This window comes from Aestuariibaculum sp. M13 (assembly GCF_024723255.1).
Classification (GTDB): Bacteria; Bacteroidota; Bacteroidia; order Flavobacteriales; family Flavobacteriaceae; genus Aestuariibaculum; species Aestuariibaculum lutulentum.
The window spans coordinates 384382-397153 of sequence record NZ_JANIAC010000002.1; the positions used below are offsets into that span (position 1 = coordinate 384382).

General features: G+C 34.6%; 10 protein-coding genes. 8 read left to right on the forward strand and 2 right to left on the reverse strand.

Annotation, left to right across the window (positions count from 1 at the left end; all coding sequences use genetic code 11):
- The first annotated feature begins 9 nt into the window (after positions 1–9).
- The 6 genes from NO995_RS08825 to pheT all read left to right on the forward strand — a co-directional run bounded on the left by NO995_RS08825 (position 10) and on the right by pheT (position 9645).
- Positions 10–696 carry a TIGR00730 family Rossman fold protein gene (locus NO995_RS08825; protein WP_240574120.1) on the forward strand — a complete coding sequence of 229 codons (687 nt, stop codon included), beginning with the start codon at positions 10–12 and terminating at the stop codon, positions 694–696.
- A gap of 98 nt (positions 697–794) precedes the next feature.
- Complete coding sequence (locus NO995_RS08830) at positions 795–3626, forward strand: metalloprotease (RefSeq protein WP_258227186.1); 2832 nt, start codon at positions 795–797, stop codon at positions 3624–3626.
- Positions 3627–3793: 167 nt separating this feature from the next.
- Positions 3794–6205 (forward strand): thiamine pyrophosphate-dependent enzyme, encoded by a 2412-nt coding sequence (locus NO995_RS08835; RefSeq protein WP_258227187.1) that lies wholly within the window; start codon positions 3794–3796, stop codon positions 6203–6205.
- A gap of 34 nt (positions 6206–6239) precedes the next feature.
- Complete coding sequence (locus NO995_RS08840) at positions 6240–6623, forward strand: DoxX family protein (RefSeq protein WP_240574145.1); 384 nt, start codon at positions 6240–6242, stop codon at positions 6621–6623.
- A 3-nt stretch (positions 6624–6626) separates the two neighbouring features.
- Entirely contained in the window at positions 6627–7097 is a 471-nt protein-coding gene (locus NO995_RS08845; protein WP_258227188.1) for a hypothetical protein, read from the forward strand.
- A gap of 118 nt (positions 7098–7215) precedes the next feature.
- The gene (gene pheT / locus NO995_RS08850; protein ID WP_258227189.1) at positions 7216–9645 is read left to right on the forward strand and encodes a phenylalanine--tRNA ligase subunit beta; all 2430 of its coding nucleotides are present in this window, start codon (positions 7216–7218) and stop codon (positions 9643–9645) included.
- A 38-nt stretch (positions 9646–9683) separates the two neighbouring features.
- Here the strand turns inward: pheT and NO995_RS08855 are convergent, their stop codons facing one another.
- Positions 9684–10415, reverse strand: a complete 732-nt coding sequence (locus NO995_RS08855; RefSeq protein WP_258227190.1) for a sulfite exporter TauE/SafE family protein — start codon at positions 10413–10415, stop codon at positions 9684–9686.
- A gap of 115 nt (positions 10416–10530) precedes the next feature.
- On the opposite strand from NO995_RS08855, the gene NO995_RS08860 reads away from it, so the two are divergent.
- Both NO995_RS08860 and NO995_RS08865 read left to right on the forward strand, forming a co-directional pair.
- Complete coding sequence (locus NO995_RS08860) at positions 10531–10767, forward strand: DUF2007 domain-containing protein (RefSeq protein ID WP_240574156.1); 237 nt, start codon at positions 10531–10533, stop codon at positions 10765–10767.
- Between the two features lie 18 nt (positions 10768–10785).
- Entirely contained in the window at positions 10786–11025 is a 240-nt protein-coding gene (locus NO995_RS08865) for a DUF2007 domain-containing protein (protein WP_258227191.1), read from the forward strand.
- A gap of 69 nt (positions 11026–11094) precedes the next feature.
- Here the strand turns inward: NO995_RS08865 and NO995_RS08870 are convergent, their stop codons facing one another.
- Positions 11095–12720: an ABC-F family ATP-binding cassette domain-containing protein gene (locus NO995_RS08870; protein ID WP_240574173.1), complete on the reverse strand. Its 1626-nt coding sequence runs from the start codon at positions 12718–12720 to the stop codon at positions 11095–11097.
- Between the last annotated feature and the right edge of the window lie 52 nt (positions 12721–12772).

A 12772-nucleotide genomic window follows, 5' to 3' on the forward strand; every position in this document is an offset into this window, starting at 1 on the left:
ATGCAATTTATGAGAAAAGAACAACACCCTAAAGGGTGGAATGCGATAAAAACGAACGACTCTTGGGCAATATTCAAAATCATGGGCGAATTTGTTAATGGTTTTGAAAAAATGAGCAAAATAGGTCCTTGTGTATCCATATTTGGTTCAGCCAGAACAAAATCAGATCAAAAATACTATCAACTTGCCGAAAGCATTGCCAGACGTATTGTCGAAGCTGGCTACGGGGTAATAACCGGTGGTGGTCCAGGTATTATGGAAGCCGGAAACAAAGGTGCTCATATTGGCGGCGGAACATCGGTTGGATTGAATATAGAACTACCTTTCGAACAGCACGACAATCCTTATATAGATTCAGATAAAAGTCTGGATTTCGATTATTTTTTTGTTAGAAAGGTTATGTTCGTTAAATATTCACAAGGCTTCGTAGTTATGCCAGGTGGCTTCGGAACTTTAGATGAATTGTTTGAAGCAATGACTCTGATTCAGACCCATAAAATAGAAAAATTTCCAATTATCCTTGTCGGAACTGAATTCTGGGAAGGCCTTATAGACTGGATTAAATCGACACTTCTAAGTCACGGTAACATAAGCCCTGATGATTTAAATTTAATTCATTTAGTGGATTCTGAAGATGAAGTTATAGACATCTTAGATGGTTTCTATAAAGAATCCGGTTTAAGTCCAAATTTTTAAAACATTCGACGAACTATATCTTACACAATATTTTAATTAATAATTTTCGTTTACATCTTTGTATAATAGAATTACGAACCCCTAATTTTAAATAAAAATTGAAAATCCGTCACCTTAGTTCTGCCATAAGCCTATTATTGGGATTCTATTGTTTTGGTCAAAACAAAATTGACGTACACGCGGTATTTAATATTGAGAACAAACAGATTAAAATTTCTCAAAACATTCAATATCAAAATACATCTCAAGACACACTTCAATCCATATATTTAAACAACTGGGCAAATTCGTATGCTACAAAAACGACGCCTTTAGCGAAGCGTATTGCTGATGAATATCGTAACGATTTTCATTTAGCAAAAAATGAGGAACGCGGCTTTTCTATTTTAACATCGGTAAAAAGTAATGACCAGGACTTAAAATATCACGACCTGAAAGGACAAATAGATATTGTCAAGGTATTATTAGATTCGACACTGCTACCTGGAGAATCATACAACATTCATTTGGATTATATAGTTCAACTGCCTAGCGATAAATTCACAGGATACGGCATCACTAAAACAGGTGATTTAAATTTAAAGTACTGGTATATTACTCCTGCCATATATAATGGTGAATGGCAGCATTATAGCAACAAAGATTTGAATGATTTATTCATTCCTAAAACCGATGTTTCTTTAAAAATAGAATGTCCTAAATCCTACACGATTACTTCAGATTTAGATTTAATTAAAGAATCACAAAATACTGATTTAAAATTAGTTACGCTAGAAGGAAAAACCCGAACAGTTAACAAATTATTCCTAAGCAAAACATCAAAATTCAATACAGTTGAAACCAAAGACTTTTCAATTGTTTCAGATATTGATGATGAAGATTTAGAGATCATAGACAAGGTACTTATCACCGAAAAAATAATAAAATACATTACAAAAAAATTTGGTGATTACCCTCATGAAAAACTTCTTGTAACACAAACCGATTACGACGACAATCCGGTTTATGGCTTAAATTTTCTACCGAGTTTTATAAACACATATCCAAATAATTTCAAATACGAGGTAAAACTTCTAAAAGTTGCTCTTCATAATTATCTAGAAAATACATTGCTAATTAACCCGAGAAAAGACCAATGGTTAATTGATGGTATTGAGATTTTCTATCTCATGAATTATGTTGAAGAACATTACCCAAACATGAAATTCCTTGGATCTTTAGCTAATTTTTGGGGCGTACGTTCATTTCATGCGGCCGATATGCGCTATAATGACAAGTACAATTTAGCCTTTATGCTAATGGCAAGAACCAACAGAGATCAACCTTTAACGATGGCTAAAGATTCTCTTTTAAAATTCAATGCTAACATTGCTAATAAATACAAAGCAGGCATAGGATTAAACTACCTTGACGATTTTGTAAATAGTCATATTGTTGAAAATACAATTGAGTCTTTTGTAGCAGAAAACAAACTAAAACCAATAAATTCTTCCGATTTTGAAACCTATTTAAAATCTAAAACCAATAAAAATATTGATTGGTTTTTCAACGATTACTTGTCTACAAGAGAAAAACTGGATTTCAAAATCAAGAACGTATCTAAAACCAAAGATTCTGTTACGCTTACTATTAAGAACAAGCGTCACAACAACATGCCTGTATCTTTATATACACTAAATAATGACAGTGTAATTTCTAAAATATGGATTGAAAACATAAGCAATAACAAAACCCTGACGATTCCTAGGGACGAAGCGAATAAACTGGTTTTAAACTACAACAGTATTATTCCTGAAATTAATGAACGAGACAATTGGAAATCGTTAAAAGGTTTCTTCTTCAATAACAAACCATTACAATTCAGACTATTTAAAGATATTGAAGACCCTTATTATAATCAGGTCTTTTTAATGCCGCTTTTGGAGTTTAATAATATTTATGATGGCTTTACTCTGGGCATGAAAGCCTACAATAAAACATTGCTAAGAAAACGTTTCAGCTATAAACTATCGCCGCAATACGCTTTTAAATCCAGATCATTTACTGGCTCTGGTGTAGTTTCAATGACTCACAATCTTGAAAACAGAAACCTTTATGCCATTAACTATGGCTTTTTTGGTGGCTACCATTCATATGCACCAGATCTATTTGTTCGACAGTTTACGCCATCGTTATCTTTATATTTCAGACAAGATGACGATTTCAGGTCAAACAAAAGACATTTAGTTTCTTTTAGATATTTGGATATTCACAGAGATAAAGATGCTAATAATATATATACTACTGATGAACCAAGCTATAATGTTTTTAATGCGCGTTACGTACATTCCAATGATAATTTAATCAATTACACAAAATGGTACACTGACTTGCAAATAGCAAAAACATTTAGCAAAGTGGTGTTTAATTTTGAATACAGGCACCTGTTTCAAAATAACCGGCAACTTAATTTACGTTCGTATACCGGAGTATTTTTAAGTAATAGAAATGATATTAATTCCGATTATTTTAGTTTTGCATTAGATCGCCCTACCGATTATTTATTTGAATATCCATACTTAGGAAGATCGGAAAGCTCGGGAATTTTCAGCCAGCAGTACATTGAAGCCGAAGGAGGGTTTAAATCTAAACTAGAAACTCCATTTGCCAATCAATGGATTTCTACAGTTAATATGAGCACCACTTTATGGCGTTACATTTTAGCATATGGGGATATTGGTTATGTAAAAAACAAATATAGTTCTGCTGAATTTGTATACGATTCAGGAATTAGAATAAATCTGGTTACCGATTATTTTGAGGTCTATTTCCCAATTTATTCTAACCTGGGCTGGGAAGTTTCGCAACCAAAATACGAAGAAAGAATACGCTTTAAATTTACTTTAGACCCTCAAGTGTTACTTGGTTTATTTAGAAGGCGTTGGTTCTAACCTATTGCGTAATTATTACTAAATCATTAATTCGAGTAAACATTTTTCAATCAAAACATCTTAAAAATCATTTTTTTAGAAATTTGTTAATTTCTTCAATCGAAATATAATTGCATAAAACCTAAAGATTAACTACTTTTGCAAAAAGTTTAAAAGAGGCAACTAACATGCAAACCACTCCAGATTTGAAAAACAACATCTCATTCGAAGATTTTAAAACAGAAGTTTTAAACGATTATAAAATAGCAGTGAGAAGTCGGGAATGTAGCTTACTTGGGCGACGTGAAGTGTTAACAGGAAAGGCAAAATTCGGGATCTTTGGAGACGGTAAAGAAGTGCCTCAGTTAGCGATGGCTAAAGCCTTTCAAAAAGGTGACTGGCGTTCAGGATATTATCGGGACCAAACTTTTATGATGGCGATAGGAGAACTTACTCCTGAACAATTTTTCGCAGGTTTATATGCTAATACAGATATCGAGCAGGAACCTATGTCGGCTGGTCGTCAAATGGGCGGACACTTTGTTACCCACAGTTTAAATAATGACGGTAGCTGGAAAAACCTAACCAAACAATACAATTCAAGTTCAGACATCTCTCCTACTGCTGGTCAAATGCCACGTTTACTAGGATTGGCTCAGGCATCAAAAATCTTCAGAAACGTTGAAGGGATTAACGCTTCAAATTTTTCTGTTAATGGAAATGAAGTCGCTTGGGGAACTATTGGTAATGCCAGTACAAGTGAAGGTTTATTTTTTGAAACCATCAATGCTGCAGGTGTATTGCAAGTACCAATGGTAATTAGCGTTTGGGATGACGAATATGGCATCTCTGTTCACGCCAGACATCAAACAACAAAAGAAAACATCTCAGAAATTCTTAAAGGATTTCAACGTGATGAAAACAATAAAGGTTACGAAATTTTACGCGTAAAAGGCTGGGATTATGCTAACCTGATTGAGACCTATCAGGAAGCTAGTGCTATTGCTCGCGAAGAGCATGTTCCTGTTTTAATTCACGTTACCGAATTAACACAACCTCAGGGACACTCAACTTCAGGATCTCATGAACGTTATAAATCACCTGAACGTTTAAACTGGGAAGTTCAGCAGGACTGCAACACCAGAATGCGTCAATGGATTATTGACAGCGGTATTGCTACCAATGAAGATTTAACCGAAATTGATCGTGTTATTAAACGAGAAGTTAAGGAAGCGAAACGCAAAGCATGGACTACATTCTTAAAACCAGTGTCAGACGATCAGCGTGAGTTGGTTGCTGTTTTAAAACAATTAGCCGAAAGCAGTGTTAATGGTGTTTTCATTAATAAATTAAAAGACAGCTTAGAAGCTATTGACGAACCTACCAGAAAAGACATCTTATCTCATGGTAGACGCGCTTTAAGATATACCATAGGTGAAGAATCTTCTAAGAAAGACAAATTAGTTCAATGGATTGACAAATGTCTTGAGGAAACACAGCCTAAATTTAGTTCTCATCTTTATTCTGAAACAGAACATTCTAACATTTTAATCAAGGAAGTTAAACCAACCTACGACGAAAAGGCACAGCAGGTTGATGGAAGAATCATTCTTCGTGATAACTTCGATGTTATTTTCAACAAATACCCTGAAGCTTTAATTTTCGGAGAAGATACCGGAAATATTGGTGATGTTAATCAGGGACTGGAAGGCTTACAGGAAAAATACGGTGAGCTTCGTATTGCTGATGCTGGTATTCGTGAGGCAACCATCGTAGGGCAAGGTATTGGAATGGCTTTAAGAGGTTTAAAACCTATTGCCGAAATTCAGTACTTAGATTACTTAATGTACGCTTTACAGATTATCAGTGACGACCTTGCAACTGTACATTACAGAACTAAAGGAAAACAAAAAGCGCCTTTAATTGTTAGAACACGTGGTCACCGATTAGAAGGTATCTGGCACTCGGGTTCTCAAATGGGTGGTATTTTAAATTTAGTAAAAGGAGTTAATGTATTAGTTCCTCGAAACATGACTAAAGCCGCTGGTTTCTATAATACGTTACTGCAAGGTGACGACCCTGCAATTGTTGTTGAATGTCTTAACGGTTATCGTTTAAAAGAGAAAATGCCTAACAACCTTGGCTACTTAAAAACACCAATTGGTGTTGTTGAAACCGTAAAAGAAGGTTCAGATATCACTTTAGTGTCTTATGGCTCAACGCTTCGTATAGTTGAACAAGTCGCTACCGAACTTTTAGCTGTTGGTATAGATGCCGAAGTTATCGATGTACAATCGTTAATGCCTTTCGATTTAAATCATGATATTGTTAAAAGTATTCAAAAAACAAATCGTGTCATGATTATTGACGAAGACGTACCTGGTGGTGCTTCAGCTTACATTTTAAATGAAATTTTAAACAAGCAAAACGCCTACCAGTATTTAGACAGTCAGCCTAAAACCTTAACAGCTAAAGAGCATAGACCAGCTTACGGAAATGACGGAGATTACTTCTCTAAACCTTCTGCTGAAGATATTTTTGAAGCTATTTATGGTGTGATGCACGAAACAAATCCAGAAGAATTTCCAAAACTTCGTTAAATTAGTGTATATTTAATTCAAATATATACTACATATGAAAAGGAATTTTCCTGATATCGGTTTACTGGTTTTAAGAGTTGGATTCTGTGTGATGATGCTAACACATGGCATTCCTAAATTTCAGTCTTTGTTTTTAGGCCCAATTAAATTCGCAGACCCTATTGGTTTAGGTCAGCCTTTATCATTAAGTCTGGCTATTATTGGTGAAGCAGTCGCTCCCCTATTGGTGTTAATTGGTTTTAAAACCAGATGGGCAACCATTCCAACGATTATTACCATGTTGGTTGCAGGTCTAATTGTTCACGCCAGTGACCCAATTTCCGTTAAAGAAAAATCTATTTTATTCTTAATTGGGTTCATTGCTATTTTCTTAATGGGACCAGGTAAATTCTCAATCGACGGATTCAAAAAACAATAAGTATTGCAAGCGACTTCTATAGTTAACATAAAAAAGGAGTTAAAACATAAATCTCCGGAAGAACTTATAGAATTCTGCCTGCGGTTATCGAAATTCAAAAAAGAAAACAAAGAACTTATTACCTACCTGCTTTTTGAGTCTGACGATGAAAGCGGGTATATAGAAAGTATAAAACAACATATCGATTCACAATTTGAAACGATAAATACTAAAAGCTATTTTTTCATTCGAAAAAGTGTGCGTAAAATTTTAACGCAGACCAAAAAGTACATTCGCTACTCACAAAACAAAGAAACCGAAGTAGAACTTCTACTCCACTTTCTACAAACCCTACAAGATTTCAAACCTAGTTACAAAAAAAGTGCTCAGCTTCAAAACCTGTATAATCGTCAGCTGGCACTAATAAAAAAAGTGGTTTCCGGTCTTCACGAAGACCTTCAGTACGACTATAATTTACTTCTTGAAAACCTGTAATTTCACACTTAAAATTCTGTTGTTTAATATCCTTCTAAAAACGAGATAAATTAAGGGTTTATGTTTGAATGCTAACCGCAATATTTTATCTTTACAGCCTTAAAACAGAACTTGGTTTATGAAGATTTCTTATAATTGGTTAAAACAATTTATAAAAACAGATTGGACACCAGAACAAACTGGTGAGTTACTTACAGATTTAGGTTTAGAAGTTGAAGGTATTGACACTTACCAATCTGTAAAAGGAGGCTTGGAAGGCGTTGTAGTTGGAGAAGTATTAACTTGTGTACAACACCCAAATGCCGATAAATTAAGCGTTACTACTGTAAATATTGGAGGTGATACCCCTGTACAAATTGTATGTGGTGCACCAAATGTTGCCGCTGGGCAAAAAGTACCTGTAGCGACTATTGGAACAACTTTATACACTGAAGAAGGTGAAGCCTGGACCATTAAAAAAGGGAAAATTCGTGGTGAAGAAAGTCACGGAATGATTTGTGCTGAAGACGAACTTGGTTTAGGTAAATCGCACGATGGCATTATGGTTCTTGATAGTGAACTTACTGTTGGAACTCCTTGTGCTGAAATATTTGAGGTTGAAAGCGATCACGTATTTGAAATAGGCTTAACGCCAAACCGTTCCGATGCGATGAGTCATTGGGGAACTGCCCGCGACTTAAAAGCTGGCTTAGTTCAAAAAGAAATTAATTTAGAATTAATTACACCATCCGTTAGTGCTTTTCATGTGGATAGCAGAACACTAAAAATTGATGTTGAAGTTAAAAATAAAGATTTAGCACCAAGATACTGTGGCGTTACCATTTCTGGTTTAAAAGTAAAAGAATCTCCGGCCTGGTTAAAGCACCGTTTAAAAGCTATTGGCTTAGCTCCAATAAACAACGTGGTAGATGCTACAAATTATGTTTTACACGAATTAGGGCAACCACTTCACGCGTTTGATGCGGCAAAAATTGCAGGAAATAAAGTTGAAGTTAAAACACTGCCTTCTGGAACCAAATTTAAAACCTTAGATGGTGTTGAGCGCGAATTACATGAAGATGATTTAATGATTTGTGATGCTGAAAAACCGATGTGTATTGCTGGTGTTTTTGGTGGTGAATATTCCGGAGTTTCAGAAACGACAACAAGTATCTTTTTAGAAAGTGCGTATTTCAATCCGGTAAGTGTTCGTAAAACAGCGAAGCGTCATGCTTTAAATACAGATGCTTCTTTCAGATTTGAACGTGGTATTGATCCAAATATTACAGAATATGCATTAAAACGAGCTGCTTTATTAATTCAGGATATTGCGGGTGGTGAAGTAACTTCAGATGTTATGGACTTCTACCCGAACAAAATTGAAGATTTCCAGGTGCGTTTAAGTTTCGATAACGCCAAGAAATTAATTGGAGAAGAAATTCCGAAGGAAACGATCAAACGTATTTTATCGTCTTTAGAAATTAAGGTTAATAACGTTACCGAAGCTGGTTTAGGTTTAACCGTACCTGCTTACAGAAACGACGTGCAACGTGAAGCAGATATTATTGAAGAAATATTACGTGTTTACGGATATAACAATATTAAAACTACTGAAAAGTTAAATGCTTCTATTTCTAATTCAACGCGTTTTGAAGATCATAAAATTCAAAACATAATTGGAGATCAGTTAGCGGCTTTAGGATTCTTTGAAACTTTATCAAATTCGTTAACAACACCCGCTTATGCTGCTTTAAGTGACCAGTTAAAAGAAGAGCATAACATAAGCATGTTGAATCCGTTAAGTAACGATTTATCTGTTTTAAGACAGTCGTTATTGTTCTCTGGTTTAGAAGCTATTTCTTTTAATATTAATAGAAGACGTGGTGATTTAAAACTCTTTGAATTTGGAAAAACCTACCACGGTTTAGGTGAAGACAAACGTGAAGAATTTAAACATTTGGCTTTATTTGTAACAGGAAATAAATCTTTAGAAAGTTGGAATTCTCCTAGTTCAAAAAGTGATTTCTTCTATTTAAAAGGTTATGTGATTAATATTTTAGAACGTTTAGGTATTTCTAAATTCAATGAAAGTCCTGTAAACTCTGATTTATTTGCTGAAGGCGTAAGTTTCAGTTTAGGTAAAATGAAATTGGTTGATTTCGGACTGGTGAAAAAACCAATCTTAAAACATTTCGATATTGCTCAGGAAGTGTTATTTGCCGATTTTGACTGGGATACCATTTTAACGATTGTTAAGCGTAATAAAGTTGTTTTTGAACCAATTCCTAAATACCCCGAAGTGCGTCGTGATTTCGCTTTATTATTGGACGATCAGGTAACATTTGAATCTATTTACAAAATTGCCAGACAAACCGAAAAGCAATTACTTAAAAGTGTAAACCTGTTTGATGTATACCAAGGTAAAAACTTACCAGCTGGCAAAAAGAGTTATGCAGTAAGTTTCACGCTTCAGGATGAAAACAAAACGCTTAATGATAAGCAAATTGATAAGATTATGAGTAAATTACAATCTAATTTTGAAAGCCAGTTAGGAGCGGAATTAAGATAATTTACAAACTATAAATCTAAAAGAGCGCATTCGATTTTCTAATCAAATGCGCTTTTTATTATGGTTACTATCCCTATAATCAATATCAATCCCAGAGATATTTTTTTAAAGTTTTCCTGTGAAATTTTATACAAAAGCAATTTTCCTATATAAGTTCCAAGAATACCAATCCCTACTAAAAACGGAATGTATATTAAAATGTCTTCTTTAATATACCCGTTAAAGAAATAGACAATTGTTCTGCTTAAATCTACACCAAAATCTATAATGGCCGAAGTTGCTATAAATACATTTTTTTCAAGATTAAAAGCCGCCATAGTTAATCCGCGAATAGCCCCTCCTGTGCCCACTACTCCGGCTACAAACCCAGAAAGCGTTCCACCAACAATGGCTTCTTTTTTGTGAGGTTTTATGATTAAATCTTTTTTAATGAGAAATAATAAACTTAGAGATACAAGAAAGAAACCTAAAAACAACTCTAAAAAAGTGACTTTTAAAAACTTGCTCACAATTCCGCCAATAATAACAAATAAAACTGCTGGTACACCAATATAAAGGATTAAGGTTTTATCAATTCCTTTTTTAAACAAAGCAATTTTACTAAGATTACTCACTACATGAAACACAGCTGTGATGCCTAAAACGGTTTGAAAATCGAAATAAAAATTAGCAATAGGCACAAAAAACACAGACGATCCAAAACCACCAACAGTCCCTATAACTTCTGCGATAAGAGCTAATAATAAGAATACAAATTGAATGTCTTTCACAACGGAGATTTATATACTAAAGATACTCAATAAAGTAGACTTTAGCTACACATATCGTGATACAAATTCACAAAAAAATTGTATCTTTAGAAGACAACGATTAAAACTTAATATCATGAAAGACTCAAATTATATTAAAATATATACTGGCAGTTTGGTTACAACCCAACGCATTATAAGTGAATTAGATAAAGTTGGCATTAGTGCCGTCGTTAAAGAACAATCTGAAACTGGTTTAATAGCCGATGTTTTTGGAGGATCAAGAGATTTCCAGGAAGTTTTTGTGCATAAAGATGAACTTGAAGCCGCTACTAAAGCAATAAAAGATTTAACCTCTGAACTGGAAGCTTAATTACAAAAACTAAAATTTATGAAAAACTCTGAATACACAAAAATTTACACCGGCGATGCCATTATGGTCAGGCGTTTTATTTTAGAACTTGAAGATGCCGGGATAAACCCTATTGTAAAAGATCAGACAGAATCGGCGCGATTAGCAGGTTTTGGAGGTGGTATATTACCTGGATTTCAGGAAATATTCGTTCATCAGGATGAATTAGAGAAAGCAACACAAATAATAAATGATGTTAATTCAGAATTAGAAGCTTAAACTAAAAATATTCTACAAAAAAAGCGACTCCAGCATATGAAGTCGCTTTTTTTATCTATAAAGTTTTGATTAAGCTTTAACCGAATACATACTGTTTCGTAATTCCTTAATTTTTGGATCCTGCATATATTCATCGAATGTTGTGTAACGATCGATAACGCCGTTTGGAGTTAATTCTACCACACGATTTGCTACTGTTTGAGCAAACTCATGATCGTGAGTTGTAAATAACACCGTTCCTTTAAAGTTTGTTAACGAGTTATTGAACGCCGTAATACTTTCAAGATCCAAGTGGTTAGTAGGCTCATCTAACATTAATACGTTAGCTCTGGTCATCATCATTCTACTTAACATACAACGCACCTTCTCTCCTCCTGATAGTACATTCGATTTTTTAAGCGCTTCTTCACCACTAAAAATCATTTTTCCAAGGAAACCGCGAATATGAACTTCTTCACGCTCTTCTTCGGTTTTAGCCCACTGGCGTAACCATTCTACCAACGTTAAATCGTTTTCAAAATATTCGCTGTTATCTAATGGTAAATAAGATTGTGTGGTTGTTACACCCCAGTCAAATTTACCTGCATCTGCTTCTTGCTTATTGTTTAAAATCTGATAAAATGCTGTAGTTGCTCTTGAATCTCTCGAGAACACTACTACTTTATCTCCTTTAGCTAAGTTTAGGTCGATATCTTTAAATAACGTTTCGCCATCAATGGATGCGGCTAAACCTTGAACATTTAAAATTTGATCTCCTGCTTCTCTATCTCGATCAAAAATAATCGCCGGGTAACGACGACTTGTTGGTTTAATATCATCGATATTTAACTTATCAATCATTTTCTTTCTACTGGTTGCCTGTTTACTTTTTGCAACGTTAGCAGAAAAACGACGAATAAACTCTTCTAATTCTTTCTTCTTTTCTTCGGCTTTCTTATTCTGTTGTGCACGTTGACGTGCTGCTAACTGCGACGACTCGTACCAGAAGGTATAGTTTCCTGAAAAGTGATTAATTTTTCCGAAGTCGATATCTGAAATGTGTGTACAAACCGCATCTAAAAAGTGACGGTCGTGAGAAACCACAATAACACAGTTTTCATAATTTGCCAAAAAGTTCTCTAACCAAGAAATCGTTTCATAATCCAGGTCGTTGGTAGGCTCATCCATAATTAATACATCCGGATTTCCAAATAAGGCCTGTGCCAATAACACACGTACTTTTTGCTTACCATCTAGATCTTTCATTAACATGTAATGAAAATCTTCTTTAATATCCAGGTTAGAAAGCATCGCAGCTGCATCGCTATCGGCGTTCCATCCATTCATTTCCTCAAACTGCACCTGAAGCTCACCAATTTTTTCAGCATTCTCATCTGTGTAATCTGCATATAATGCATCTATCTCCGTTTTAATCTTGAATAATGGTTTGTTTCCCATTAATACGGTTTCTAAAACGGTGTGTTCGTCATATAAGTTGTGGTTCTGTTCTAAAACCGACATACGTTTTCCCGGTTCTAAATGAACATGACCAGAAGTTGCATCCTGCTTTCCTGAGATAATCTTTAAAAACGTAGATTTACCGGCTCCGTTTGCGCCAATAATTCCATAGCAATTCCCTGTAGTAAATGTTGTGTTTACTTCATCGAACAACACACGTTTTCCAAATTGTACTGATAAATTTGATACTGATAACATAAGTTTATAATCGTTTAACTCAGATGTTTTAAAATCCTGATTTTGTATTCGC

Excerpts from the sequence above, each read along its gene's own strand:
- NO995_RS08825 (WP_240574120.1), top strand. The coding sequence starts at position 10 with ATGAGAAAAGAACAACACCCTAAAGGGTGGAATGCGATAAAAACGAAC.
- NO995_RS08860 (WP_240574156.1), top strand. The coding sequence starts at position 10,531 with ATGAAAGACTCAAATTATATTAAAATATATACTGGCAGTTTGGTTACA.
- NO995_RS08865 (WP_258227191.1), top strand. The coding sequence starts at position 10,786 with ATGAAAAACTCTGAATACACAAAAATTTACACCGGCGATGCCATTATG.
- NO995_RS08840 (WP_240574145.1), top strand. The coding sequence starts at position 6,240 with ATGAAAAGGAATTTTCCTGATATCGGTTTACTGGTTTTAAGAGTTGGA.
- NO995_RS08870 (WP_240574173.1), bottom strand. The coding sequence starts at position 12,720 with ATGTTATCAGTATCAAATTTATCAGTACAATTTGGAAAACGTGTGTTG.
- NO995_RS08835 (WP_258227187.1), top strand. The coding sequence starts at position 3,794 with ATGCAAACCACTCCAGATTTGAAAAACAACATCTCATTCGAAGATTTT.
- pheT (WP_258227189.1), top strand. The coding sequence starts at position 7,216 with ATGAAGATTTCTTATAATTGGTTAAAACAATTTATAAAAACAGATTGG.